Genomic DNA, 24,366 nt, shown 5'->3' on the forward strand with positions numbered 1-24,366 from the left:
AGGTTATCAGTTACTCAGCTTCCAATTGCTTGCCTTGGGTTTCCGGCAAGCTCAGGGCCGCCAGGATCACCACGCCATAGGACACCGCCGCAAATGCACCGATACCCACGCTCAGCGGCACCTTCTGGCTCAAAATACCGATCAACAGCGGGAACAATGCCGCCACCGCCCGGCCAATGTTGTAGCAGAAACCCTGGCCCGAACCACGAATGCGTGTAGGGAACAGTTCGGTGAGGAACGAGCCCATGCCGCTGAACATCCCCGACGCGAAGAACCCCAGGGGAAAGCCCAGCCAGAGCATCACGTTATTGCTCACCGGCACCTGGGTATACAGGAGGACGATGGTGAACGAGCCGATGGCGTACAGGACGAAGTTCTTTTTCCGACCCAGGATATCCGACAGGTACGCGCTGATGACGTAACCCACGTAGGAACCGACGATCACCATCGCCAGGTAGCCACCGGTACTCAATACACTCAATCCACGTTCATTCTTGAGGAACGTCGGCAGCCAGGACGTGATGGCGTAGTAGCCGCCCAGGGCACCGGTGGTCAGCAGCGAGGCGCGAAGGGTGGTAAAGAGGATGCCGGGGGCAAAAATCTCGTAGAACTTCGCGGGGTTTTCCGGCGTCAACCGGGCCTTGGTCTGGTTATAGACTTCCGGATCCTTGACCAGCCGGCGAACGAAAATCACGAACACCGCCGGGACAATGCCAAGGATGAACAAGGCACGCCAGGCATCCTCCGGTGGCAGCACCGAGAACAGCAGCGCATATAAAATCGCCGTCATGCCCCAGCCCAGCGCCCAGCCCGACTGCACCATGCCCACTGCCTTGCCGCGATCCTTGGCGCGGATCACCTCGCCCATCAACACCGCGCCGGCGGTCCATTCGCCGCCGAAGCCGAAGCCCATCAGCGTGCGGGCGATCAACAGTTGTTCATAACTCTGGGCAAAGCCGCAGAGGAAGGTGAAGAAGGCGAACCACAGTACGGTCAGTTGCAACGTCCGCACTCGACCGATGCGGTCGGAAAGAATCCCCGCCACCCAGCCACCGATGGCCGAAGCGATCAGGGTGCTGGTGTGGATCAGCCCTGCCTGCCCGGTGGTGATGCCCCACATCGCGATCAGGGTCGGCACCACGAAACTGAGCATCTGGGTGTCCATGCCGTCCAGGGCGTAGCCGATCTTGCAACTCCAGAAGGTGCGACGTTCCTGCTGGTTGATGTTGCGGTACCAATCGAACGGGCCGGAACGGGCCTGGGTCTTGGGGTCGCCGAGCATGTCGGGTGCACTCATGGTGGTTCTCCACGGCTTTATTGTTTTTGAGTCTCGACGACGCTGACGTGGAGACCGTTGCCCCGATTCTTGAGCGCACGGCCGATCCCGTCCAACGAATAAAACCTTGGCCGGGTCATAAGAAAAACTTGATTGGAGGAGCAGGGATGAAGAAATGACATTGCCGGAACTGAATGAACACAGTTGTGGCGAGGGGATTCATCCCCGCTGGGCTGCGAAGCGGCCCCCCATTGCAGTCAATTGAATGATCCAGCCTGATACATGAGGCGGCCTTGTTGGGGGCCGCTTCGCGACCCAGCGGGGATAAATCCCTTCGCCACAGAGGTTCGCTGCGGCGCTACAGCCCTCGAAGGTCACGCTCTTCAATCGGCCGCCCCTGGCGCAGGCGCTTGCCGCCCAACACTACCCAGTCGATCAGGCGGAACAGGCATTCCAGGCCGAACGACAGCAACATCGCACCGCCGATGCCCCAGATCATCGCCTCGGGGGTCAGCAGGATCTGGTAGCTGTAGCCGTTCCAGGTTTCCTTGCGAATATCCGGGTCGGCAGCCAGCGCTACTTGCAGAAAGCGGATGTACCACGGGCCTTGCATCGCCTGGAATTGCTTGTCCAAGGCCTGCTGGCGCACGAGCAAGGTGTTCAGGCTGTCGGCATCGCTGCGGAAGATCGGGTCCTCGCTGGCGCGGTAATGGGCCACCAGGGCCTGCATGTCGCCCTTGAAGAACTGGTTGGCGGTACCCTGGAACCCTTGCAGGCCGGTTTGCGCCTCGATCAGGTGAGCCTCGACCCGCTTGGCGTAATCATTGATGAAGCCCGGCACCTGGACCCCAACCAGCAGGCCCACCGCGAACAACACCAGGCGTAGATAACTGAGCAACATAACGTGACGTCCTTATTCGGTCCGACCGTGACTGACGCATTCGCCGCGTCGCCACAGGCTCCATTGGCCCGGTTCGTAGCGGGTCCAGGTTTCGTTTTCGGTCAAGGGTTCGGTGGCGATCACCGTGACCACGTCATTGGGCGTGGTTTCAGCCTGGAAATCGACAATCACATCCACATCCTTGAGCCGTGCCGGGCCGAACGGCGCGCGACGGGTGATCTGGGCCAGTTTGGTCGAGCAATAACAGAACAGCCAGTCGCCATCGCTGAGCAGGCAGTTGAACACGCCCTTGCTGCGGTATTCGGCGCAGGCCTGGATCAACGACGGTAGCAACAGTTCCACCTCCACCGGCTCGGGGAAGGCCTGGCGCACGCGGTTGAGCAGATCGCAGAAGGCCGCTTCGCTATCGGTGTCGCCCACTGGCCGGTAGAAACTGACCTCAGGCTGGAAGTCGGCGAGCTGGCCGTTGTGGGCAAAGCACCAGTTACGCCCCCACAACTCACGCACGAACGGGTGCGTGTTGGACAGGCAGACCTTGCCGACGTTGGCCTGGCGAATGTGCCCGATCACCACTTCGCTCTTGATCGGATAGCGCTGCACCAGGTTCGCCACTTCCGACTCGCTGCTGGCGGCCGGGTCCTGGAACAGGCGCAGGCCGCGGCCTTCATAGAAGGCGATGCCCCAACCGTCCCGGTGCGGCCCGGTCTTGCCGCCGCGCTGCATCAGCCCGGTAAAGCTGAACACGATGTCGGTCGGCACATTGGCGCTCATGCCCAATAACTCACACATGCTCGAACTCTCGCTTCAAAGGGCAGGCCCGGTTACAGGCGCGGTTCGATACGCGAACGCTGGGGGTTGCTCGGCACGGGCGGGCGACCGTAACGGTCATCACCGGCCACGCCGAACGGCGGCTCATCGTCGGGTTCATCGGCCGCAGCGGCGGCTTTTGCGGCGGCGGCCCGTTCCTTGCGAGCGTTGGCGGAACGTTCGATGGGGAAGCGGATCAACACGATCACCAGGTAGAGGCCGAAGGCAATCATGCCGTACATGAGCAGATCGGACGCTGCTCGCCAGACGTTGTTGCCGACCTTGAACAGTACGTCCAGGGCGACAATGGCCAAGGCCGGGGCAACTTTGTCCTTCACCGGGTCGACGATGGTGGGGCTGAACAGCAACACCGCCATCAGCAACCGCAGCGGTTCGCGCAACCAGCGCCACATCCAGCGGGTCATGCGCATCCACACCAGCAGGCAGCCCAGGGCGGCGAAGGCATAGAGGCCCCAGGCGATCAGATAGTCATTCTCGGTCATGGTGTCCATGGCAAGGCAGGCAAAGAGACGCTTATAGTAACGGCTTTTCGCTCGTCAGGCTGCCCCGGCGTCTGGCGAATGGCCTGTGCGGTTGCTGTGCCCAGGCCACGCGCCCCTTTTCGTACAACGTTCGAGAGCCTTTCATGTCCCTATCTGCCCACGTTTCCAACGCCCCGATTGCCCGCAGGGACCCCGGTGTTGACCCGTACGCCTGGTTGCAGGAACGCGACACCGACGCCGTGCTCGACTACCTCAAGGCCGAAAACAGCTACCAGCAGGCGCAACTGGCCGATCAGGCCGAGCTGCGCGAAACCCTGTTCCAGGAGATCAAGGGCCGGATCCTCGAGACCGATCTGTCGCTGCCCTCGCCCTGGGGTCCGTACCTGTATTACACCCGCACCACGGCCGGTGACGAGTACCCACGCCATTACCGCTGCCCGCGCCCGGCCGATGACAGCCTGACCGTGGATGAAAGCCGCGAACAACTGCTGCTGGACCCGAACGCGTTGGCCGGCGGCGGTTTCTTCTCCCTGGGCGCCTTCAGCATCAGCCCCGACCATCAGCGCCTGGCCTACAGCCTGGACACCACGGGCGACGAGATCTACACCCTGTTCGTGAAGGAATTGTCCAACGACAAGGTCAGTGAACTGTCCTTCGATGATTGCGACGGCAGCATGACCTGGGCCAATGACAGCCTGACGCTGTTTTTTGGCGAGCTGGACGACACCCATCGCCCGCACAAGCTCTGGCGCTATCGCCTGGACGGCACTGCCGCCGAAGAAGTGTTCCATGAGCCGGACGGGCGCTTTTTCCTGCATTGCTATCGTTCGAGCTCGGAAAAGCAGTTGATCCTGTCCCTGGGCAGCAAGACCACCAGCGAAGTCTGGGTGCTGGACGCCACGCAGCCGCAACAGCCCTTCACCTGCCTGGCGCCTCGGCGGGAAGACCACGAGTATGACGTCGACCATGGCCTGCTCGATGGCCAATGGACCTGGTTGATCCGCAGCAACCGCGACGGGATCAACTTCGCCCTGTACCAGGCCGCCGACACTGGCGTCGCGCCGACCGAGGCCGACTGGCAGAACCTGATCCCCCACAGCGACACGGTGATGATCGACGGCCTGAGCCTGAACGCCAGAGCCATGACCCTGAGCCTGCGTGAAGGTGGCCTGCCGATCATCGAGGTTCACCCCCAGGGCTTGCCGGCCTATCGGGTGCAATTGCCGGACGCGGCCTACAGCCTGCATGTGCAGAACAGCCTGGAATTCATCAGTGATCGCATCCGCCTGCGCTACGAGGCCCTGAACCGCCCGGCGCAGATCCGCCAGTTGGACCTGGCCAGCGGCACCCAGGTCGTGCTCAAGCAAACCCCGGTGCTGGGCCCGTTCGATGCCGATGCCTACGTCAGCCAACGGCTTTGGGCGACAGCACCGGACGGCACCCAGGTGCCCATCAGCCTGGTGGTCAAACGCGAAGCCCTCGGCCAACCGGTGCCGCTGTATCTGTACGGCTACGGCGCCTATGGCGAAAGCCTCGATCCCTGGTTTTCCCATGCGCGGCTGAGCCTGCTCGACCGCGGCGTGGCGTTTGCCATCGCCCACGTGCGCGGCGGCGGTGAACTTGGGGAAGCCTGGTATCGCGCCGGCAAGCAGGAACACAAGCACAACACCTTCAGCGACTTCATCGCCTGCGCCGAACATTTGATCACCAACGGTTTCACCACCGCTGAGCAACTGGCGATCAGCGGCGGCAGTGCCGGTGGCCTGCTGATTGGCGCGGTACTCAATCAACGCCCGGAGCTGTTCAAGGTGGCGATTGCCGAAGTGCCGTTCGTCGATGTGCTCAACACCATGCTCGACCCGGACTTGCCATTGACCGTCACTGAATACGATGAATGGGGCAATCCCGAGGAGCCTGACGTTTATGATCGGATCCGGGCCTACGCCCCGTACGAAAACGTCAGCGTCCAGGCCTATCCGGCGCTGTTGGTGATCGCTGGCTACAACGACAGCCGCGTGCAGTACTGGGAGGCGGCCAAGTGGGTGGCGAAATTGCGCGCCACCAAGACCGATGACAACCTCTTGCTGCTCAAGACCGAATTGGACGCCGGCCACGGCGGGATGAGTGGGCGCTACCAGGGATTGCGTGACGTAGCGCTCGAATATGCATTTGTCTTGAAAGTTTTGGGGTTGGGTTGAGGAACTCCATCGGATCGCCGGGTCTTAGCTCCATGCGCCTGGCCCATACATGGCGCTGTCCCAGTGTGGGAGCGGGCTTGCTCGCGAATGCGGTCTGTCAGTCAACATCTAAGTTGAATGTAGGTCCGCTTTCGCGAGCAAGCCCGCTCCCACAGAGGATCGCCTTAGATTCAAGACAATCCAAAACCGCAGAAAACGACAAAAAAAAGACCGTGACAACATGTCAGAACCGACCTTACTGAACAAAGAAATCCGCGACTGGCTAATGGACTGCGGCCTGTTCGACCAGTTGCTGCCCGTCGACTTCGCTGCGGCATCGGGATATTTCAGTATCAGCGCCATTGCCCAGGGCGAGGCGATTTTCCATGAGGGTGATGCTGGCAGTTTCATGTGCATCATCCACACCGGCCAGGTGGCCGTGCAAAAAACCGGGCCCGACGGCCAACCCGTGACCATCGCCACGCTGCGCAGCGGCCGGGCCTTCGGCGAAATGGCCGTGCTCGACGGCGAACGACGCTCGGCCAGTTGCATCGCCGCCAGTGATTGCCAGTTGCTGAATTTGGGCAAGGATTCCCTGGAAAAAATGCTCAACGACGCCCCGAAGATCGCCGCCAAGATCATCCGCGCGCTCGCCGTCTCCTTGTCCAAGCGCCTGCGTATGGCCGATGGGCAACTGCTGTCGCAACAGGTCTAGCTCACCTCCAGTTGAAATACAGAATCTGTGGGAGCGAGCCTGCTCGCGATAGCGTCGGATCAGCCAGTATCCATGTTGACTGGTATATCGCTATCGCGAGCAGGCTCGCTCCCACAGGTTTTTGCCATTCAGTTGTTTCACCGACTGACTACAAGCCTATCCCCCCGGCGACTTGGCCTTCACCGGCTTCGGCTCCAGGCCCGGTATCGGCTGGTCCTTGGGCGGCTTGGGCATTTCGATCGGTGGCAGCAACGGCGGCCCGCCACTTCCGGCACCAGGTTTGGGTATACCGTTGGGCGTGACCGGCGGATACGGCATCGGGGTCGCGGTGCCAGGCGACCCGGGGATACTGGGTGGGTTGACCGGAATCGTCGGTTGTTGGGCCTGGGCGCAACTTATTGAGAGCGCCGCCAGGGCAATGGCCGTTAGAATGATGTACTTCATCAATGGCTCCGTGGCTATTGTCTGCTTTAAGGCTAGTCGTTACCGCGCCGGTTCGCCCTCCTACGAGATTTCCATGAAACGTTTCGTCCTGCTCGACACCACGCCCATCCCTGATAACGGCGGTGCCCTGTGCCTGTTCGAGTACGGCGAAGACTTCGTCATCAAGATCCAGGGCGGTGACGGCGGGCAGTTGATGAACACCCGCATGCACGGTTCCGAAGACGCCCTGGCGGAAATTCCCTGCCGCAAGGTCGCCGGCCGCCCCGGCTCGCGCGTGCTGATCGGCGGCCTCGGCATGGGTTTCACCCTCGCCTCGGCCCTCAAGCACCTGGGCAAGACTGCCGAAGTGGTGGTGGCTGAACTGGTGCCCGGCGTGGTGGAGTGGAACCGTGGTCCCTTGGGCGAAAAGGCCGGGCGGCCGCTGTCGGACCCACGCACGGTGATTCGCATGGAAGACGTGGCCAAGGTGCTGCAAGCCGAGCCCCAGGGTTTCGATGCAATCATGCTGGATGTCGACAACGGCCCGGAAGGCCTGACTCAGAAAGCCAACAGTTGGCTGTATTCGACCGGCGGCCTGGCTGCCTGCGCCAAGGCCCTGCGGCCCAAGGGCGTACTGGCGGTGTGGTCGGCCAGCGCTGACCGGCAGTTTTCCGACAAGCTGAAGAAAGCCGGCTTCAAGGCCGAAGAGGTGCAGGTGTTCGCCCATGGCAACAAAGGCACCCGCCACACCATCTGGATTGCCGAGAAGCTCAAGGGCTGAGCTAAACTCTGTCCAACCGTCATCAGTCTTTTTTTACAAAGGTGAACCCATGAGTTCGTCAACACCACCGTCCAACACCGCCAAGCTGGACCGCATCCTCGCCGATGCCCAGCGCGACCGGGAGATGGGCTACCGTGACAAAGCGCTGAAAATGTATCCCCACGTCTGCGGCCGCTGTGCCCGTGAGTTTTCTGGCAAGCGCCTGAGCGAACTGACCGTTCACCACCGCGACCACAACCACGACAACAACCCGCAGGACGGTTCCAACTGGGAACTGCTGTGCCTGTACTGCCACGACAACGAGCACTCGCGCTACACCGACCAGCAATACTTCGGCGACGGCTCCCTGAGTACACCGAAAATCGCCAAGGCCACCCACAACCCCTTCGCCGCGCTGGCCGGGTTGATGAAGAAAGACGAATAGTCAGCCATTGCGGCGAGGGTGTTTATCTTGCGCTGCAACGTTTTGCGCCCAGATAAACCCTTCGCCACACGTGGCCCACTCGACTGCCCATGCCGCTCGCATGGACCCGCTGACAAATCTGCAATGTCCCCGTCAGGTCGCTGACAGCCTCGCACCTTTAGCATGCCCGTTGCTTCCCTCATTCAGAGGTGAAGTAAGCCAAGGTTGATGAATATCAATCTGCCAAAGCACGCCCTGCCTATGCTGTGGCTATGGGTGGCTCGCCCGGCCTGAAGGAGCGATACCATGAACACTCATCAACCCCCATCTGCTGGCGCAACGCCATTCTGGCGGAACAAGACCGGCATTGTATTGATCATGCTGTTGGCCATCGGCCTCTTCTATCTGGCGCGAGAACACTTCAGCCACATCGCGGGGAATTGGCCGTACCTGATTCTCCTGATGTGTCCCTTGATGCATGTCTTCGGACACGGCCATGGCGGTCATGGACGACATGACGAGCCACCCGTAGACCGCAAGGATGAGGGAGGCCGCTGACCATGTCCGACACTCCCGCGCACCTTCACCACAGCTCCGCAGCGCTCAGCGGCGACATGGCGACTGAATACACCTGTCCCATGCACCCGGAAATACGCCAGCCCAGCCCCGGCACCTGCCCCAAGTGCGGCATGACGCTGGAGCCGGTGATGCCCGCGCTGGAAGAAGAGGACAATCCAGAACTCAAGGATTTCACCCGCCGCTTCTGGTGGTCCCTGCCGTTGACGGTGATCGTCACCGTGCTCGCCATGGCGGGGCACGCCTTGTCGCTGTTCCACGGTGTCACGCAAAATCTCGTCGAGTTTTTTCTGGCCACGCCAGTGGTCCTGTGGGCAGGCTGGCCGTTTTTTGTGCGGGGAGTGGCCTCTGTTCGCCAGCGCAGCCCGAACATGTGGACCCTGATTGGCCTGGGCACTGCGGCGGCCTATCTCTACAGTGTCGCCGCCACGTTTTGGCCTGGAGGATTTCCCGCCACGTTCATGCAAGAGGGGCGTATCGGCGTCTACTTTGAAGCTGCCGCGGTGATCATCTCCCTTACATTGCTGGGGCAGATGCTGGAGCTCAAGGCTCGCTCACAGACGTCGGCCGCCATCAAGTCGCTGCTGGGGCTGTCACCCAAGACCGCGCGCCGGATCAATGCCGATGGCCAGGAGCAAGACATCCCCCTGAGCCACGTCCATCGGGGTGACCACCTGAGGATCAGGCCCGGTGAGAAGGTCCCGGTTGATGGTACGGTGCTCGAAGGCGAAAGTGCCGTTGACGAGTCGATGCTCACCGGCGAGCCGGTTCCGCTGATCAAACGCGCCGGGGACAACCTGATCGGGGCCACGATCAACACCCATGGCAGCTTGGTGATGACGGCGCAGAAGGTCGGTGCCGAGACCGTCCTGGCGCAGATTGTTCAGATGGTCGCCCGGGCCCAGCGCTCGAAAGCACCGATGCAGCGCATGGCCGACGTGATCGCTGGTTATTTCGTCATGGGCGTGATTGCCATCGCCGTACTGACCTTTTTCGGCTGGGGGCTGTTGGGTCCCGAACCTGGCTGGGTCTTCGGGCTGATCAATGCCGTCGCCGTGCTGATCATCGCCTGCCCCTGTGCGTTGGGGCTCGCAACGCCCATGTCGATCATGGTGTCCACCGGCAAGGCGGCCAGCCTGGGCGTGCTTTTCCGGGACGCCAGCGCCATCGAGAACTTATGCAGGATCGACACGCTGATCGTCGACAAGACCGGCACCCTGACCGAAGGGCGCCCGGCTTTTCACAGCGTGAAAGCCACCCAGGGCTTCGACGGCCGCCAAGTGCTGCTGTTGGCCGCCAGCCTCGACCAGGGCAGCGAGCATCCCCTGGCCCACGCCATCGTCGATCACGCCCGATCCGAGCATCTTGAACTGATCAAGCCGGCTTCATTTGAATCCGCCAGTGGCATCGGTGTCAGTGGCCGGGTGGACGGCAAGCTGGTCCACTTGGGCAATACCGCGCTGATGAATGCCGTCAGCATCAGCGTTTATCCATTGCAACAACAGGCCGAGCAGCTACGCGCCCAAGGCATCAGCATTATCTACATGGCGATCGACGGCGTGCTGGCCGGGCTACTGGCCGTCTCGGACCCGATCAAGCCGACCTCCAGGGAAGCGGTCAACCGCCTCAAGGCTCACGACATAAAAATCATCATGGCCACCGGCGACGGCCTCACCACTGCACGCGCCGTGGCCATGGAGATGGGCATTGAAGAGGTCCATGGCGAAGTCAAACCCGAGGACAAAGAGCGCCTGGTGGCGGACCTGCAGCGCGATGGCCGCCAGGTCGCGATGGCGGGTGACGGGATAAACGACGCACCGGCCCTGGCTCGGGCGAACGTAGGCATTGCAATGGGGACAGGCACGGACGTCGCGATGAACAGCGCCCAACTGACCTTGGTAAAAGGCGATTTGATGGGGATCTTGCGAGCCCGCACCCTTTCGGTGGCAACCGTCAGGAACATGCGCCAGAACCTCGGCTTTGCCTTCCTCTACAACTCGATGGGTATTCCGTTGGCTGCCGGCCTGCTGTACCCCCTGACCGGTCACTTGCTCTCGCCCATGATTGCCGCCATCGCCATGAGCGTAAGTTCGGCATCGGTGGTGTTCAATGCCTTGAGGTTGCGTAACACGCCAGCACAATAATCCGGCGCACATAAAAAACAGGCGCCACCAGGGCGCCTGACCGTCTCAAAACCAAAGGAGAACAAACGAGACGGTAATCAGCCGCCCTTCGGACAGTTATCACCCAGGAGCCTGTATTCCACGGTGTTGAGCTTGCCGTTCGAATCTTCGTAAGTCATGCGCGACGGTCCGACACCACAGCCTTTATTGGCCGGTGTAATGCTCACCACTTTTTTTACATCGAGTTTCATGCCGTATTCGTAATGAACGATTTCGGCGACGGCTTTGCCGTTTTCGGCGGCGTATTGGGCCATGGCTTGTTGATTGTTCTGGATCATCCGGCCATAAACCCGGTCACCTCCTCCTTCCGCCAAGGCAAGGGAAGAAAGGGACAGGATCGAAACGGCGAGCAAGGCATCAAGGGTCTTCATGAGGAACTCCGGCAGTCATTTGTCAGGCAAACCATAACGACTGGCGCCTTTCACGACGCTGGCGGGGACGTTACCGATTGGTCAGGTTCGTGATAGGTAACCGACCATCAGCCCCCACTCACAAACTGAACACGCAGCCCCATTCCCCGTATAATCGCGCCTTTTCCCAAAGGCACCCCGTCCGTGGCCAACAAACGCTATAGCTGCATCGGTCTGTTCAACCCCAAGTCACCGGAAAACGTCGGTTCGGTCATGCGTGCCGCCGGCTGCTACGGCGTGGCGTCGGTGTTCTACACCGGCAAGCGCTATGAGCGTGCCGCCGACTTCGTCACCGACACCAAGAAAGTCCACTACGACATCCCGCTGATCGGTATCGACGACCTGAAGAAGATCCTGCCCCTGGGTTGCGTACCGGTGGCCGTGGAACTGGTGGAAGGCGCTCGTCCGCTGCCCGAATACACCCACCCGGACCGGGCGTTGTACATCTTCGGCCCCGAGGACGGTTCGCTGGATAAAGACATTCGCGATTGGTGCGAGGACGTGGTGTACATCCCCACCACTGGCTGCATGAACCTGGCCGCCACGGTCAACGTCGTGCTGTATGACCGCATGGCCAAAGGCAACAACACCCGTTCGGGCCCGCAATTCCGCTGATCGGTGTGCAATTGGATTGAACAAGGGAATCGCTCGGGCAGTCAGTTTTATACCAACCCCACACCGGAGACAGATCATGAGCGATAACAACCCGTTCGAGCCGATTGAGGCCACCCCTTTCCAATCTCATCCGCCGCAAAACGTGCATGGTTGGGAACGCATTGGCTCACTGGCCGGCGGTGTCCTGATGATGGGCAAGGGCTTGCGTCGTGGTGGTGTGATCGGCCTGGCCCAACTGGCGATCGGCGGCATGGCGCTGGCGCGGGGGATCACCGGGCATTGTTCGGCCAAGGCCTTGCTGGAAAAGAACCGTCAGAACCTCAGCGACGCCCGCGCCCGCATCGAGCAGGCCGGTGATGAGCTGAGCCGCCTGAAGGCCAATGCCGAGGCGGCGACCGGTACGGCCACGGTGACGGGGAATGATTCGCTGGTTTCACCCAAAGTTGGGCTTTGATTTTTGCGGTGATATCGATGGGCTCATCGCGAGCAGGCTCGCTCCCACACTGGATCTTTATTTGTGTACGACATCGATCAATGTGGGAGCGAGCCTGCTCGCGATGGCGGTGTCACTGAAGTAACCGACTATCCAGCACTGTGGAAGCCCCACCCAGGACACTTTCACTGAGCTGCACAAACTCCTTGGTATCGACCGTTTCCAGGCGCATCGCCCCCTGCAACACATCATCCAGCGAACGCTTGTTACGGGTTTTCAGGCGAATCTCGCGATCCAGTTCCTGCAGCAACAATACCGCCTTGGCCACCGTCGCGGTGCCGACCTGCTCACCGCGCAAGGTGGTGACGCCTTTGCTGTCACGGGCGAGGCGGTCATTGAGGGCCTGATAGCGCTCATCACTCAGGCCGCCAGCGCGGCGCAGCAGTTCGATGGCGTAGTACTCGGTCAGCCCCTCGCTGATCCAATCGCTACGATCATGGTCGTTGACACGGGCAAGCGCCTGCACCAACTCGCGCAACAACGGGCTGCTGCCCCGTTCGCTGACCAGCGGCGGACGGCTGTGCAGATAAATCGAGTCATGCCCGGCCCGGGCACCACGCCACATCGGATCACCGGCACCGACAATCAGCAACTTGGCAGGATGGCGCGGCACCAGCGCTTGCACCTGCGGCCAGACAAAAGTCAGCAACGTCAGCACATCCATCCGGCGCATGCCCTGGCCTCGGGGCGAGGCCACTGTCACTTCGGTTTCGCCCAGCCGTGTGCGGCGGCTACCCAGTTTGCCGGCGAGTATCCAGCCGGTGGGACGGTCGAACAGCCGCGAGGGGTTGTCGATGCGAAAGCGTTGCTTGCCAACACGCGGCCACGGCGTTTCGATGCTTTTCCAGCCGGCGGGCAACTCCACTTCCAGATGAGCAACCAGATCGACGCCATCCTGCTGATCGAGCTTGGCCGACGGCACCAGGTCATCGCCGCGCAGCAAAGCCCAGCCAGGGGTCATGCGGGCGTCGAAAGTGCCCGTCTTACGGGCCTGGCTGATGCGCACGCGGTAGCTCAGGCTGGCCTTGTCGGCGGCCGGGCGCCAGACGCCACGCGCCTCCTTGCCGGGGGTGAGCAGCCATTGGCCGTCGGCCTTGAAGTCGCTGTAGCGGCTGCCGTCGCCGAGGTCGAAATCCAGGCTGCGCACCGCTGAACCCCGGGCCAGGGTCAGGCGCACCTCAGCCTGATCGCTCTGCGGCAGCAGGTGCACGTGATAATCCAGGTCGACTTTCTGCGCCGCCCACAGCGGCCCGCACATTGCCAGCAGCCCGACTGCCAGCATCCGTTTCAATCCTGCCGCCATGGGGTCTCCCTGAGGGTGCGATGCCCGGCGGTTCAGCCGGCGCGGAAAATCAGATGATCTTCCCAATCTTCTTCCGGCACGCTGCCTTCGGCCAGCATACGCCCGGACTGGGAAATGCGTTCGTGGTGCACGGCATCGCGATCACCGCAGACCAGGTGGTGCCACAACGGCAAGTCCTTGCCCTCGCTGACCAGCCGATAACCGCAGGTCGGCGGCAGCCATTTGAACTCATCGGCCTTGCCCGGCGTGAGCTGGATGCAATCGGGCACGAACTCACGGCGGTTGGGGTAGTCGCTGCACTGGCAGGTTTTCAGGTCCAGCAGTTTGCAGGCGATGCGCGTGTAGTAGACGCTGTTGTCGTCTTCGTCTTCGAGTTTTTGCAGACAGCACAGGCCACAGCCATCGCACAGCGATTCCCACTCCTGCTGATCGAGCTGATCGAGGGTTTTGCGTATCCAGAACGGTTCGACTTTGGCGGCCATGGCTCGAGCATCAACATCAGGTGGTGAAAAGGCCGACAGTCTAGTGCCGGGGCCTCTTCAGGCCAAGCGTTGGCGACTGTCGGTAGACTGGGGGCTTGTCAGGCTGGGCGCCGGGACGTAGGTTGCTTTATCCACTTCCCCTACCCCTCCAAGGTAATCCAATGAGCGCCAATCCCCGCATCGCCGATTACGCTATCCACCCTCAGTTCATCGAACGCTGGTCGCCCCGGGCCTTTACCGGCGAGAGCATTGCCGAAGAAACCCTGCTGGGCTTTTTCGAAGCCGCCCGCTGGGCACCGTCGGCCTACAATTCGCAACCGTGGCGCTTCCTGTATGCGCGCCGCGATACGCCGAACTGGGAGCGGTTCCTGGGCCTGCTCAATGAATTCAACCGTGGCTGGGCCCAACACGCCTCGGCATTGGTGATCGTCGTTTCGAAAACCACCTTCGCCGTGCCCGGCGCCACTGAAGAAACCCCGGCACAGAGCCACACCTTCGACACGGGCGCGGCCTGGGGCCACCTGGCGCTGCAAGCCAGCCTCAGCGGCTGGCACACCCACGGCATGGCCGGTTTCGACCAGGAACTGACTCGCAAGGAACTGAAGATCCCACAAGGCTATGACCTGCACGCCGCCGTGGCGATTGGCAAGCTGGGGGACAAGTCGACACTGGCCGAGTACCTCCAGGCCCGTGAAGTCCCAAGCCCGCGCCGGCCGTTGAGCGAACTGGTGGCGGAGGGTGATTTCAGCCTGTAGCCCCAACTTTGTGACCGCTGAAGATCAACTGTGGGAGCGGGCTTGCTCGCGAAAGCGTCGGATCAGTCGGCATTGATGTCGACTGACACACTGCCTTCGCGAGCAAGCCCGCTCCCACAATTTAATCGGGGTGGCTTCAGTAACCCCGGCTGAAGTCCACTTCCCCGCGCAGCGCTTCACCCGTCTGGTAGGCCCGCAGGTTTTCCAGGAACAGTTGCACCATCATCGGTGGCGAGGTCGGTGCCGAGCTGTGGCCGGTCAGCAGCAGGCCCCAGGCGGTCCAGAAAGGGTGACGCTGCGGCAGCGGCTCCTGGCGGCAGACGTCGATTACCGCACCGGCAAGGTGCCCGTCCTTCAGGGCTTGTACCAGGTCCGCATCCACCACCGCCACGCCGCGACCGACGTTGATAAATAACCCGGTCGGCTTGAATTGCTTGAACAGCGCCGCGTCGTAGAGATCATGGGTGTCGGGTGTGTTGGGCAGCAGATTGATTACGTAATCCACCTCGCCCACCAGGCGCGGCAGATCCTTCAGGGTCCCGACCTCGATGAACGGCGCCAATGCCCGCGCCTCGCTGGCAATGCCATACAACTGCACACCGAACGGCACGAGGAACTGCGCCACACGCTGGCCGATATCACCCGTCCCGACGATCAACACCTTGCGCCCGGCCAGGCCTTGCCCCTGGCGGTTGTCCCACTTGCGCTCGACCTGACTGACCAACCGCGCCAGTACCTCGCGCTCATGGCCGAGCATGTAGGTGAGCACGTACTCAGCCATCACCTGGCCGAAAATGCCTACCGCACGGGTCAGGCGGTAATTGCGCGTCAAGCCCTCGGCCAACAGCGGCGTGATGCCCGCCCAGGTCGATTGCAGCCAACGGGGTTTATGGCCTTGACGCAGCAGAGTGGCCAGCAGATCAGGCTGGCCGAGCCAGACCGGGCAATCGGTGGCCAGTCGCGACAATTCGGCGGAATCGCCGCTGGTCAGCACTTCAATATCGGGGGCAGCCTGGCGCAGAAGCTGGGCATACACCGCGTGATCGTGTTCGGCAATCAGAACGCGCATGAATCAAACCTTTCAAAAACAGTGCAGACGACCGCCGACAGAGTGTCGCTCCATCCATGCGATCGTCGTCAATAAACCATTCCAGTGTGTTTCAAGAGGCGCCCAGAACAGGCGCCTCCGATTACCGTCAGACCGGGTCGTTGCGGCGCAGCAACTCTTCGGGCAAATGCTCGATGTACTCCTCTTCAGGCGGCGGCATCTGCAAGTGATAGCCCTGGGTGTCGAGGTTCTCCAGCACCTTGTTGATGTCTTCCCGGGACAGCTCCCGCTCGGGGCTCAATACCAGGTCAAAGGCATGGATCGCCTTGCCAAAGGCAGCCATCAGGGGCTCCGGCACACGCTTCAAGGCATCGCTCTTGAGCACATACAGGTACATCTCGTTTTTCTTCGAGCTTCGGTAGATGGAGCAAATACGTTTCAAGGCTGTTCTCCGGCAGTGGCCAGGCTGTCGAGCAGCGCCTGGCCCATCAATTCGCGGCGCCAGCCACGCAGCGAATCGGGCAATTGGTAAGGGCCCTCGGGAAAGCCGCTCTTGATCAGCGCTTCGAGGGTTTTCTTGCGCAGCATCAACTCCGGGGCGATCCCCAGGCGCTCGGCTTCAGCCTGCCCCAGCGCCTTTAGACGCTTGACCAGCGCCGACGCCTCGATGGGCAGCGGCTCGGCCACGGCCGGCGGCCATTGCTCGGGCGGCACGCTGGCGGCGCGTTGGATCAGGTCCAGCAGAAACTGGCCGTCCTGGCGCACGGTGCGCGGGTGCATGTCTTCGATTTTCGCCAGCGCGCCGAGGTTATCCGGCTGGGTGCGGGCCAGGGGCCACAACGAATGCTCGCGAATGATGCGATTGCGCGGCAGGTCACGGGCCCGCGCCTCGCGTTCGCGCCAGGCGCACAGCTCGCGCAGCACGGCCAATTGGGCGCGGGACAGTTTCCAGGCGAGCTTGGCCTCGCGGTAGACCTCGTACGGGTCGACTTCGCGACGCAGGTTGGCCACCAGTTCGGCACCATCCTCCAGGACCCAACTGTATTTTTCGTCGGAAAGCTTCGGGCGCAGTTGTACGAAAACTTCTGCCAGATGCACGGCATCCTCTGCCGCGTAGCTGATCTGCGTCTCGGACAGCGGCCGTTGCAACCAGTCGGAACGGGTCTCGCCCTTGGGCAGTTCGATACCCAGTACTTCCTGCACCAGCCGCGAATAGCCCATGGAGAAACCCAGGTTCAGGTAGGCGGCAGCCAGTTGAGTATCGAACAGCGGCGCAGGCAGGCTGCCGGTCAAGCGCAGCAGCACTTCAAGATCTTCGCTGCAAGCGTGCAACACCTTGAGCACCGCCGGGTTTTCCAGCAGTGCGGCCAAGGGTTGCCAATTGTCGATGGTCAAGGGGTCGATCAGGTAGGCACGCTTGCCGTCGCCGATCTGCAATAAACCGGCAATAGGGTAAAAGGTGTCGACCCGCATGAATTCGGTGTCGAGGGCGACGAATGGCAACTGCTGCCACTCGGCGCAAAACTGACCGAGGCTATCGTTGTCGCGAATCCAGTGAATATCGATGGCCACACGGCTCTCCCTTGAAGAATGGCGCGCAGTATATATCGCCGCTGGCGATTGCGAGCATCCATAGAGCGGCAGCCTAAGAGAAATCGCCTGCGGAAAAGCAAGAATAGTCCTACATCAGGAATTAACTGGTCTTACGCAGTACATAAACACGCGTCAACGCAAAACCGGGCAGGAAATCCTGATACCAGAGCACGCTAAAACCGGCCTGGCGAAACTCGGCTTCGACATCGGCCTTGTCGGCCAGGCTTCGTTGCGGCGCCTGGCCAATCTTGAGACGCCCTTCGATTTGCAGCGAAACGATTACCGTATCGCGACTGACCCGATGAAATTCGCGCAACAGCGCCAGGCGATGTTCGCTGGCGTTGACATGACGGAACAGTTGCAGACAACAAATACAATCCACCGCGTTGGCCGACAGCCCGATGGTGAACGCCGAACTCGGGAAGGTCTTGACCCGCTGGAGCAGCGCGCCGCCATGGTGAGTGAGCGCGTGTTCGAGCATGTCCGGCGACGGGTCCGCCGCCAGGATCACCCGGTTGGCGTGCTCGGCCAGCACCGGCCAGAACCGCCCCGCCCCACAGGCCACATCCAGCACCAACCCAGGCTCGCCCGCCACTTTCAGGGCGTTGCGCACCATTTGCTCGTCTCGCCAGAACGCCAGGCGCAACCGCCGAGGCGCCGGCTGGCAGCAGATCTGCGCATGTTCCTGGTCATGCTGCCTGGCGAACTCAAGCTCGACGGTGGAAGGGGGTAGCCTGGACATACAAACGGCTCTTGGAAAAGATTGGATGACAGGTTAATCAACGCCGCGTGAAAAAAAGGTCCAGGCCATCACTCCCGCGCCAGGACACCGTCGATCACCGCGCCGCGACAGTTGGCGAACAGGTCCAGGTCCCGGTTGTAGACCTGGCTGTTGACTTCCAGCAACCCAAGCATCGAGTGAAACAGGTTGTCCTGGCTCAGGGGCTTTTCCCGACTCAGTTGCAGGCAATGGGTATCGACCGAGAAAGACTTCTGATAACTGTCGGAAAACCAGGCGAGCATCGCCACATGCTTTTGTTGCTCCGGGGCGAGCATGTAGGGCGTGCCGTGGAGAAACAGGTTGTATTCACCCAGGGACTCGCCGTGGTCCGACAGGTACAGCATGGCCGTGTCGACCTTGTCCTGGTTGGCCCGCAGCAGATCGATCAGGGTCGACAGCACATGATCGGTGTACACCAGCGTGTTGTCGTAGCCGTTGACGATGCTTTCGCGACTGCAATTGTTCAGCGCGTTGCTTTCACACACCGGGGTGAAATGTTCGTACTCCTTGGGATAACGCTTGAAATACTCCGGCCCATGGCTGCCCATCTGATGCAGCACCAGCACCGTGTCTTTGTCGAGCGTGTCGATGAAATGCTGCAGCCCCTGGAGCAAGATCTCGTCGCGACACTCACTGTTGGCGCACAAGTCCGGGTCCTTGAGATTGCTGACATCCTGCAACGTGACCCGGTCGCAAGTGCCCTTGCAGCCAGACTGGTTGTCCCGCCAGATCACCTCCAGCCCGGCACGCTTGAGCACATCCAGCAGGCCTTCTTCATTCCTGGCCTTGCTGGCGTCATAGTTCTTGCGCCCCATGTTGGAAAACATGCAGGGCACCGACACGGCGGTTTCAGTGCCGCAGGAGTGCACGTCGGTGAAGGCGATCAACCCGGCCTCTTTATCCAGTGTCGGCGTGGTATCACGGTTATAGCCGAGGATGCCGAAGTTCTCGGCCCGGGCGCTCTCGCCCACCACCAGCACAGTCAGGGATTTGCGACCATGGGTTTGCCAGGCCGGGTTGCGACTTGCGTCCTCGCCCAGCGTGATGAATGGCTGCTTGGCCGACGCGACCTGCTCACGCAAGTACCCGAGCGAAGCACCGATGTAATTGCTCGGCACCACCATCAAGCGCAACTCGTGGTGGTTACGAAACAACGACGACAGGCCTTGGTAGTTGGCCAAGGCAACCATGCCTATCACCGCAGCCGAGGCCACGCCGACCACCAACTTACTTATTAACTCCTTGGGCCAGCGACGATAGTTGATCGGAGTCTTGAACAACAACCAGCAAGGCAACACGCCCAATAACCCGAGGTAGATAAACAACTTCAGCGACAATAGGTCGCGGACTTCCGTGGCATTGGTTTCAGCAAAGTTGCGAAACATGCCGGCGTCGATCAATACGCCGTACTGGGCCATGAAGTAGGCCACGCCGGCACTGATCAGGAACAGCAGCATCAACACCGGTTTGAGCAACGGACGGAAAGCCACGAGCGTCAATACCAGGTTGAACGCGCAGAAGATCATCACGCCGAACGCCGCGCGCATCAGCAGGCCCTGGGCGTCACCCGTCGTGATCGCCAGCAAGTGTTGCCAGAGAACGAGGTTAAAGCCCACTAATAAAAAGGCACTGGCGGCCAGCGTCACCCACTCGGGGCGCACGGCTTTAATAGTCAGCATGATGGTTGACGGCTTCCTGAAAGTTGCTCTTTGAAAAAGAAGTGCCGCAGGAAATGTGAAAATTTCATTCCTACGGCAGCACAAACTTTAGGTAGCTCACCATCAATTTTTCGTGAAAAAGTTGCTACTAAATAATTATTTAAGAAACAGGCGGCCAGCCGGCTTCAAGCCTGATTCAGATACCAGCGCCAGTCCTGCTCCCCGACTTCCCCCATGAATTGACGGTATTCGGCGCGCTTGACCGCCAGATAAACGCCAAGAAACTCAGCGCCGAATGCTTCCCGCGCCCAGGCCGACGCTTCGAGGGCATGCAGGGTGGTGAGCCAGTCGGTGGGCAACAGCTCAGTCGCCTGGGCGTAGCCGTTGCCTTCGACAGGTTTGCCGGGGTCGCACTGCTCACGTATGCCGCGATGAATGCCGGCCAGTATCGCCGCCGCAGCCAGGTAAGGGTTGGCATCGGCGCCGCAGATGCGATGCTCGATATGCCGCGAGAACGCCGGGCCGCCCGGCACTCTCAGGCTCACGGTGCGATTATCCACGCCCCAGGTCGCCGCCAGCGGTGCATAGCTGTTGCTTTGGAATCTCCGGTAAGAGTTGGCGTTCGGACAAAACATCAACAGCGAATCGAGCAAGGTGTCGAGCATCCCGCCCACCGCCTGGCGCAACAGCGGCGTGCCGTCGCCGGCCTCACTGGCGAACAGGTTGTGGCCATCGCGGTCCGCCAGGCTGACATGCATGTGCATGCCGGAGCCCGCCAGGTGATCGAACGGCTTGGCCATGAAGCACGCCTGCATGCCGTGCTTTTGCGCCACCCCCTTGACCAGGCGCTTGTAACGCACCGCTTCGTCCATGGCCTGCAATGCATCGCTGCGGTGTTCGAGGGTGATCTCCACTTGCCCCGGTGCGTATTCGGAAATGGCGGTCCGGGCTGGAATGCCTTGCAGCTTGCACGCGGCGTACAGGTCGGCCAGGAACGGCTCGATCTGCTCCAGCTCGCGCAAACCGTAGACCTGGGTAGCGCGCGGTCGGCCGCCGTCGGCGTCCCGCGCCGGCTGTGGCCGGCCTTGGCTGTCGCGTTGCGCGTCCAACAGATAAAACTCCAGCTCCGCTGCCATCACCGGGTAATAACCGTCGGCCTGCAAGGCCTCGATCACCTGGCTGAGCAGATAACGCGGATCGGCGATCGCTGCGGGCATTCCCTCCCGGGGATGCATGCCAACCTGCACGGCGGCCGTGGGAATCAACCGCCACGGCATGCGCTGCAAGCTGCCGCTGATGGGATAGGCACGACAATCGATGTCACCGACGTCCCACACCAGCCCGGAATTTTCCACATCGTCGCCATTGATGGTCAGCCCGAGAATCGTACTGGGCAGCGGCCGGCCACTTTCGAAGACCGCCAGCAACTCGTCCCGATGCAACAACTTGCCCCGGGGCACGCCGTTGTTGTCGAGAATGAACAGCTCGAACAGCTCAATATCGGGGTTCTGGGCAAGGAACGCCTGGGCGTGTTCCACGGGTGCGAAAGAAATCTTGGCAAGGCTCATGAGAAGGCTCGTATTTCCATGTCGGACGGGCAACAAGGCGCCGTCAGTCTGTGCTCGTCATTGCGCGAGCACCGTGAATGTTCAACAGGAAATGCGGATATCTGGAGGACGCGCGTGCCGGCAATGCCAGAGCGCCCAAAAGGCCAGCTCGGAGGGCAACGTACTGAGGGTCGGGGCCATGGCAGGCGTGAACCTGCCGACCGGATCGACTGCGGCGGATGAAGGGTATCGCACTGCCAGGGGCCAACCGTCCATGAGCGCATCACAGGAAACACATCAGGCAAGCGTCCCACGGCATCCTGGGAGGTTAAACCTGGATTTGATGGAGTTTGGATCGCAGCGAACTAAACATAGGCCAACGAATCAGTCGTTGATCGAGACGTCGTGTTCGCTACATTATCTGTCCCGTTCCCGACCATGAAAGCGCCCGCCCGGCATTCTCTTGGCACGATCGTTCCGCTAGGATCGTCAGCCTGGTTTGCGCAAAATCCGCGCAAGGAGCAAAGCGAGAGACAGAACGGATGCTGAACAGTAACTCCCTCAGAAAGCTCGACATGCAAGACCTCATGGTGTTTAGCGCCGTGTACGAGCAAAGCAGTGTCACCGGTGTGTCCGAGGCATTGTGCGTCAGCCAGTCAACCGTCAGTTATTGCCTCAAGAAATTGCGAACCTGTTTCGAAGACGAGTTGTTCATCAACACCCGTACTGGCATGCGCCCCACCTACAAGGCCGAGGGCATGTACGATCACGTGCGCGCCATTTTGCAAAGCATCAACCTGTGCCATGCCGGTACGCCAACCTTCGATCCAACCCGGCAAGCCATTACCTTCAACATCTGCGCACCGGAATATTTCGAACAACTGATCCTGCCGTCACTGCTGCAAAGCTTCGATTACGCCAACTTGCCGGTGGTGGTGAACGTGCACAAGCTCGAAGCTGACATTCCCGCCGAAGAACTGCGCGACGGCAGCCTGGACCTGGTGATCTGCTTCGGCCCGAATTTCCACAGCAACCATGCCGATTTCAAATCCCGGCAGTTACTGGAGGAGGACCTGGTTTGTGTCGTGGATAAACGGGCGACACCACTTGAGCCGCAACTGAGCCTGCAATCTTTCGTACAGCGCCGACACGTGTTTCCGACACCCTGGACGTCAGCGACCAACATGGTGGACGGCTGGCTGTCGCAGCAGGCGCACCAACGCCAGATTGCCGCGCGCGCCAACAGCTACAGTGCCGCACTGAAGATGATCACCGGCACCGACTTCATCCTGACCCTGCCCCGCCGCATCCAGAAACTACTGGCCAACGAGGCGATCTTCAATCACCACGAAGTGCCCAAGGGTCTGCCGGGGTTTACCTTGAACATGCAATGGAGCCTGGCCGTCGATCAGGACAGTGCCAACGCCTGGCTGCGCGAACAGATCATCAAGGCCTGCGCGGCCCGCGACGTCTGATCGTCATTAACCGATCAAGGCCTTGACATAGGACTCTCGGTCGATGTCGAGGATCTCCACGCACAGCTGCACACTGACTCCGGCCGGCCATGGCCCAAGGTCCTTGATCACCGCCAGCAGGCTATCGGCCAATTGTTTCTTGATTACCGGCGGGCGTCCGCTGAGCAAGGCCAGCTTCACGTGCACGAAACCCCGTTCGCTCATCCCTGTGCCTACCCGGAAAGTCTCGTGCTTCACGGCCCGGCTCTTGACATCCAACTCGGCGCCGAATTGACCGGAGGCCACCAGCGCATTGTTCAGGCGCATCAGTGCGGAATCGGCCTTGAGCTCGGTCAGGTTGGCGGTGTACTCCATGTGCAGGTGAGGCATGTGTTCGACTCCGATTCGAAAATATGACGAGGTGATGTCAGCCGTCACAACCTTACCTCGACTTTCTTGATTGAGGCAGGTTTTGTTTCACCACGGGCCGGTATCAGGCGTGCGCCGAGACCCCACGCTCGCCCATGAAGGCCTCCAACCGCGACCGCAACCAGCGTTCGGCCGGGTCACTGTCGACATGGCTCAGCCAGACCATGGACAAATCCAGGGTCGGAGTCTTGAAGGGGAAGGGTTCGTTGAACAGTTGCCCCGAGGCGGCCATGGCGGCGGCGGTATAGTCCGGCAGGCTGGCGATCAAGTCTGTGCCGGCCAGCAACGCCGGCAATGCGCTGTATTGCGGCACCGACAGCACGACCTGGCGCGAGCGTCCGATCTCGGCCAGCCATTCGTCAGCAAAACCGGCGACGTTCGCGGTATGGGACACCAGCACATGAGGCCGCGCGCAGTATTCGTCCAGGCTCAGCGGTGTGTCCGACGCATCGGCACGCAGCACACGGGGCTGGATGTGTCGCAACAGCTTGCGCTTGGCATTGGCCGGCAGCCCGCGAGTCTGGCTGATGCCCACAGTGATGTCTCCTGAGGCCAGTAAATCGGGGATGCGCCAGTAATCGACATGCTGGACCACGAACACGATTTGCGGTGCCTCTTGCCGCAGGCTGCTCAACAGGGGTGGCAGCAGGCCGAACTCGACGTCGTCCGACAGGCCGATGCGAAACGTCATGGTGCTGCTGGCGGGGTCGAAGTCGTGGGTCAGGCTCAAAGCCACCGACAGCGAATCGAGCGCTGGGGATAGATGCCGGATGATTTCCTCGGCCCTTGCCGTCGGTTCCATGCGGTGGCCGACGCGAATGAACAGCGGGTCGTTGAACATCTTGCGTAAACGGTTGAGGGCCGAGCTGATGGTCGGCTGGCCCAGGAACAGTTTTTCCGCCACCCGTGTCACGTTACGCTCAAGCATCAGCGTTTCGAAAACCACCATCAGGTTGATGTCGGCCTTGCGCAATTCGTTGCGGTTCATCCATCTGCCCCTGATCCCTTGATGGGATGCAGTGTAGAAACGCCAGGGGCCGCACGTCTATGCGC

26 protein-coding genes are annotated in these 24,366 nt (G+C 61.1%); 10 read left to right on the forward strand and 16 right to left on the reverse strand.

Going from position 1 to position 24,366, the window contains the following annotated elements:
* Positions 1–10: 10 nt before the first annotated feature.
* The 4 genes from AC30D9_RS25935 to AC30D9_RS25950 form a co-directional block, all read right to left on the reverse strand.
* The gene (locus tag AC30D9_RS25935; RefSeq protein WP_134923224.1) at positions 11–1,297 is read right to left on the reverse strand and encodes an MFS transporter; all 1,287 of its coding nucleotides are present in this window, start codon (positions 1,295–1,297) and stop codon (positions 11–13) included.
* A gap of 337 nt (positions 1,298–1,634) precedes the next feature.
* Entirely contained in the window at positions 1,635–2,177 is a 543-nt protein-coding gene (locus AC30D9_RS25940) for a DUF2937 family protein (protein WP_134923223.1), read from the reverse strand.
* 12 nt (positions 2,178–2,189) lie between these two features.
* Complete coding sequence (locus AC30D9_RS25945) at positions 2,190–2,966, reverse strand: class II glutamine amidotransferase (RefSeq protein ID WP_134923222.1); 777 nt, start codon at positions 2,964–2,966, stop codon at positions 2,190–2,192.
* 32 nt (positions 2,967–2,998) lie between these two features.
* Entirely contained in the window at positions 2,999–3,496 is a 498-nt protein-coding gene (locus AC30D9_RS25950) for an MFS transporter (protein ID WP_109755851.1), read from the reverse strand.
* A gap of 134 nt (positions 3,497–3,630) precedes the next feature.
* On the opposite strand from AC30D9_RS25950, the gene AC30D9_RS25955 reads away from it, so the two are divergent.
* Both AC30D9_RS25955 and AC30D9_RS25960 read left to right on the forward strand, forming a co-directional pair.
* On the forward strand, positions 3,631–5,685 hold the full coding sequence (locus AC30D9_RS25955) for a S9 family peptidase (protein ID WP_490145137.1): 2,055 nt from the start codon (positions 3,631–3,633) through the stop codon (positions 5,683–5,685).
* 220 nt (positions 5,686–5,905) lie between these two features.
* Positions 5,906–6,379 carry a cyclic nucleotide-binding domain-containing protein gene (locus AC30D9_RS25960; protein WP_063325148.1) on the forward strand — a complete coding sequence of 158 codons (474 nt, stop codon included), beginning with the start codon at positions 5,906–5,908 and terminating at the stop codon, positions 6,377–6,379.
* Positions 6,380–6,535: 156 nt separating this feature from the next.
* Here the strand turns inward: AC30D9_RS25960 and AC30D9_RS25965 are convergent, their stop codons facing one another.
* Positions 6,536–6,823, reverse strand: a complete 288-nt coding sequence (locus AC30D9_RS25965; protein ID WP_490145138.1) for a hypothetical protein — start codon at positions 6,821–6,823, stop codon at positions 6,536–6,538.
* A gap of 73 nt (positions 6,824–6,896) precedes the next feature.
* Between AC30D9_RS25965 and AC30D9_RS25970 the strand changes: the two genes are divergently transcribed.
* The 4 genes from AC30D9_RS25970 to AC30D9_RS25985 all read left to right on the forward strand — a co-directional run bounded on the left by AC30D9_RS25970 (position 6,897) and on the right by AC30D9_RS25985 (position 10,706).
* Positions 6,897–7,583 (forward strand): spermidine synthase, encoded by a 687-nt coding sequence (locus AC30D9_RS25970; protein ID WP_109755854.1) that lies wholly within the window; start codon positions 6,897–6,899, stop codon positions 7,581–7,583.
* A gap of 49 nt (positions 7,584–7,632) precedes the next feature.
* Entirely contained in the window at positions 7,633–8,007 is a 375-nt protein-coding gene (locus AC30D9_RS25975) for a YajD family HNH nuclease (RefSeq protein ID WP_003184246.1), read from the forward strand.
* A gap of 285 nt (positions 8,008–8,292) precedes the next feature.
* Positions 8,293–8,544: a DUF2933 domain-containing protein gene (locus tag AC30D9_RS25980; RefSeq protein ID WP_307571578.1), complete on the forward strand. Its 252-nt coding sequence runs from the start codon at positions 8,293–8,295 to the stop codon at positions 8,542–8,544.
* Between the two features lie 2 nt (positions 8,545–8,546).
* Positions 8,547–10,706 carry a copper-transporting P-type ATPase gene (locus AC30D9_RS25985; protein WP_490145139.1) on the forward strand — a complete coding sequence of 720 codons (2,160 nt, stop codon included), beginning with the start codon at positions 8,547–8,549 and terminating at the stop codon, positions 10,704–10,706.
* Between the two features lie 77 nt (positions 10,707–10,783).
* Here AC30D9_RS25985 and AC30D9_RS25990 read toward each other — a convergent pair whose 3' ends face one another.
* Positions 10,784–11,116 carry a DUF2790 domain-containing protein gene (locus tag AC30D9_RS25990; protein WP_307571579.1) on the reverse strand — a complete coding sequence of 111 codons (333 nt, stop codon included), beginning with the start codon at positions 11,114–11,116 and terminating at the stop codon, positions 10,784–10,786.
* A 183-nt stretch (positions 11,117–11,299) separates the two neighbouring features.
* On the opposite strand from AC30D9_RS25990, the gene AC30D9_RS25995 reads away from it, so the two are divergent.
* Together AC30D9_RS25995 and AC30D9_RS26000 are read left to right on the forward strand one after the other, a co-directional pair.
* Positions 11,300–11,770, forward strand: a complete 471-nt coding sequence (locus tag AC30D9_RS25995) for an RNA methyltransferase (protein ID WP_003198862.1) — start codon at positions 11,300–11,302, stop codon at positions 11,768–11,770.
* A 76-nt stretch (positions 11,771–11,846) separates the two neighbouring features.
* A complete protein-coding gene (locus AC30D9_RS26000; protein ID WP_490145140.1) occupies positions 11,847–12,224 on the forward strand; it encodes a YgaP family membrane protein in 378 nt (125 codons plus the stop codon).
* Between the two features lie 112 nt (positions 12,225–12,336).
* On the opposite strand, the gene AC30D9_RS26005 is transcribed toward AC30D9_RS26000, so the two are convergent.
* Together AC30D9_RS26005 and AC30D9_RS26010 are read right to left on the reverse strand one after the other, a co-directional pair.
* Positions 12,337–13,566, reverse strand: a complete 1,230-nt coding sequence (locus AC30D9_RS26005; protein ID WP_134923216.1) for a hypothetical protein — start codon at positions 13,564–13,566, stop codon at positions 12,337–12,339.
* A gap of 32 nt (positions 13,567–13,598) precedes the next feature.
* Positions 13,599–14,048, reverse strand: coding sequence for a YcgN family cysteine cluster protein (locus AC30D9_RS26010; protein WP_307571581.1), 450 nt, complete (start codon positions 14,046–14,048; stop codon positions 13,599–13,601).
* Positions 14,049–14,209: 161 nt separating this feature from the next.
* On the opposite strand from AC30D9_RS26010, the gene AC30D9_RS26015 reads away from it, so the two are divergent.
* Positions 14,210–14,803 (forward strand): nitroreductase family protein, encoded by a 594-nt coding sequence (locus tag AC30D9_RS26015; protein ID WP_307571582.1) that lies wholly within the window; start codon positions 14,210–14,212, stop codon positions 14,801–14,803.
* 136 nt (positions 14,804–14,939) lie between these two features.
* Here AC30D9_RS26015 and AC30D9_RS26020 read toward each other — a convergent pair whose 3' ends face one another.
* The 6 genes from AC30D9_RS26020 to AC30D9_RS26045 all read right to left on the reverse strand — a co-directional run bounded on the left by AC30D9_RS26020 (position 14,940) and on the right by AC30D9_RS26045 (position 21,451).
* Positions 14,940–15,872: a D-2-hydroxyacid dehydrogenase gene (locus AC30D9_RS26020; protein ID WP_490145141.1), complete on the reverse strand. Its 933-nt coding sequence runs from the start codon at positions 15,870–15,872 to the stop codon at positions 14,940–14,942.
* 127 nt (positions 15,873–15,999) lie between these two features.
* Positions 16,000–16,293, reverse strand: coding sequence for a YcgL domain-containing protein (locus AC30D9_RS26025; RefSeq protein ID WP_134923213.1), 294 nt, complete (start codon positions 16,291–16,293; stop codon positions 16,000–16,002).
* Entirely contained in the window at positions 16,290–17,423 is a 1,134-nt protein-coding gene (gene rnd, locus AC30D9_RS26030) for a ribonuclease D (protein ID WP_109755863.1), read from the reverse strand. The genes AC30D9_RS26025 and rnd overlap by 4 nt, the downstream gene beginning before the upstream one ends.
* A gap of 121 nt (positions 17,424–17,544) precedes the next feature.
* The gene (locus tag AC30D9_RS26035; protein ID WP_307571583.1) at positions 17,545–18,186 is read right to left on the reverse strand and encodes a class I SAM-dependent methyltransferase; all 642 of its coding nucleotides are present in this window, start codon (positions 18,184–18,186) and stop codon (positions 17,545–17,547) included.
* A gap of 68 nt (positions 18,187–18,254) precedes the next feature.
* On the reverse strand, positions 18,255–19,904 hold the full coding sequence (locus AC30D9_RS26040; RefSeq protein WP_134923210.1) for a phosphoethanolamine transferase: 1,650 nt from the start codon (positions 19,902–19,904) through the stop codon (positions 18,255–18,257).
* Positions 19,905–20,068: 164 nt separating this feature from the next.
* The gene (locus tag AC30D9_RS26045) at positions 20,069–21,451 is read right to left on the reverse strand and encodes a glutamine synthetase family protein (protein WP_490145142.1); all 1,383 of its coding nucleotides are present in this window, start codon (positions 21,449–21,451) and stop codon (positions 20,069–20,071) included.
* A gap of 521 nt (positions 21,452–21,972) precedes the next feature.
* Here AC30D9_RS26045 and AC30D9_RS26050 point away from each other — a divergent pair.
* Positions 21,973–22,905, forward strand: a complete 933-nt coding sequence (locus AC30D9_RS26050; RefSeq protein WP_134923208.1) for a LysR family transcriptional regulator — start codon at positions 21,973–21,975, stop codon at positions 22,903–22,905.
* Between the two features lie 6 nt (positions 22,906–22,911).
* On the opposite strand, the gene AC30D9_RS26055 is transcribed toward AC30D9_RS26050, so the two are convergent.
* Both AC30D9_RS26055 and AC30D9_RS26060 read right to left on the reverse strand, forming a co-directional pair.
* A complete protein-coding gene (locus AC30D9_RS26055; protein WP_134923207.1) occupies positions 22,912–23,274 on the reverse strand; it encodes a 5-carboxymethyl-2-hydroxymuconate Delta-isomerase in 363 nt (120 codons plus the stop codon).
* Between the two features lie 103 nt (positions 23,275–23,377).
* Positions 23,378–24,301, reverse strand: a complete 924-nt coding sequence (locus tag AC30D9_RS26060; protein WP_134923206.1) for a LysR family transcriptional regulator — start codon at positions 24,299–24,301, stop codon at positions 23,378–23,380.
* Between the last annotated feature and the right edge of the window lie 65 nt (positions 24,302–24,366).

The organism is Pseudomonas sp. DF11 (assembly GCF_058148565.1).

Coding starts and splice junctions, on each gene's coding strand:
- AC30D9_RS25935 (WP_134923224.1), bottom strand. CDS start 1,297: ATGAGTGCACCCGACATGCTCGGCGACCCCAAGACCCAGGCCCGTTCC.
- AC30D9_RS25940 (WP_134923223.1), bottom strand. CDS start 2,177: ATGTTGCTCAGTTATCTACGCCTGGTGTTGTTCGCGGTGGGCCTGCTG.
- AC30D9_RS25945 (WP_134923222.1), bottom strand. CDS start 2,966: ATGTGTGAGTTATTGGGCATGAGCGCCAATGTGCCGACCGACATCGTG.
- AC30D9_RS25950 (WP_109755851.1), bottom strand. CDS start 3,496: ATGGACACCATGACCGAGAATGACTATCTGATCGCCTGGGGCCTCTAT.
- AC30D9_RS25955 (WP_490145137.1), top strand. CDS start 3,631: ATGTCCCTATCTGCCCACGTTTCCAACGCCCCGATTGCCCGCAGGGAC.
- AC30D9_RS25960 (WP_063325148.1), top strand. CDS start 5,906: ATGTCAGAACCGACCTTACTGAACAAAGAAATCCGCGACTGGCTAATG.
- AC30D9_RS25965 (WP_490145138.1), bottom strand. CDS start 6,823: ATGAAGTACATCATTCTAACGGCCATTGCCCTGGCGGCGCTCTCAATA.
- AC30D9_RS25970 (WP_109755854.1), top strand. CDS start 6,897: ATGAAACGTTTCGTCCTGCTCGACACCACGCCCATCCCTGATAACGGC.
- AC30D9_RS25975 (WP_003184246.1), top strand. CDS start 7,633: ATGAGTTCGTCAACACCACCGTCCAACACCGCCAAGCTGGACCGCATC.
- AC30D9_RS25980 (WP_307571578.1), top strand. CDS start 8,293: ATGAACACTCATCAACCCCCATCTGCTGGCGCAACGCCATTCTGGCGG.
- AC30D9_RS25985 (WP_490145139.1), top strand. CDS start 8,547: ATGTCCGACACTCCCGCGCACCTTCACCACAGCTCCGCAGCGCTCAGC.
- AC30D9_RS25990 (WP_307571579.1), bottom strand. CDS start 11,116: ATGAAGACCCTTGATGCCTTGCTCGCCGTTTCGATCCTGTCCCTTTCT.
- AC30D9_RS26000 (WP_490145140.1), top strand. CDS start 11,847: ATGAGCGATAACAACCCGTTCGAGCCGATTGAGGCCACCCCTTTCCAA.
- AC30D9_RS26005 (WP_134923216.1), bottom strand. CDS start 13,566: ATGGCGGCAGGATTGAAACGGATGCTGGCAGTCGGGCTGCTGGCAATG.
- AC30D9_RS26010 (WP_307571581.1), bottom strand. CDS start 14,048: ATGGCCGCCAAAGTCGAACCGTTCTGGATACGCAAAACCCTCGATCAG.
- AC30D9_RS26015 (WP_307571582.1), top strand. CDS start 14,210: ATGAGCGCCAATCCCCGCATCGCCGATTACGCTATCCACCCTCAGTTC.
- AC30D9_RS26020 (WP_490145141.1), bottom strand. CDS start 15,872: ATGCGCGTTCTGATTGCCGAACACGATCACGCGGTGTATGCCCAGCTT.
- AC30D9_RS26035 (WP_307571583.1), bottom strand. CDS start 18,186: ATGTCCAGGCTACCCCCTTCCACCGTCGAGCTTGAGTTCGCCAGGCAG.
- AC30D9_RS26040 (WP_134923210.1), bottom strand. CDS start 19,904: ATGCTGACTATTAAAGCCGTGCGCCCCGAGTGGGTGACGCTGGCCGCC.
- AC30D9_RS26045 (WP_490145142.1), bottom strand. CDS start 21,451: ATGAGCCTTGCCAAGATTTCTTTCGCACCCGTGGAACACGCCCAGGCG.
- AC30D9_RS26050 (WP_134923208.1), top strand. CDS start 21,973: ATGCTGAACAGTAACTCCCTCAGAAAGCTCGACATGCAAGACCTCATG.
- AC30D9_RS26055 (WP_134923207.1), bottom strand. CDS start 23,274: ATGCCTCACCTGCACATGGAGTACACCGCCAACCTGACCGAGCTCAAG.
- AC30D9_RS26060 (WP_134923206.1), bottom strand. CDS start 24,301: ATGAACCGCAACGAATTGCGCAAGGCCGACATCAACCTGATGGTGGTT.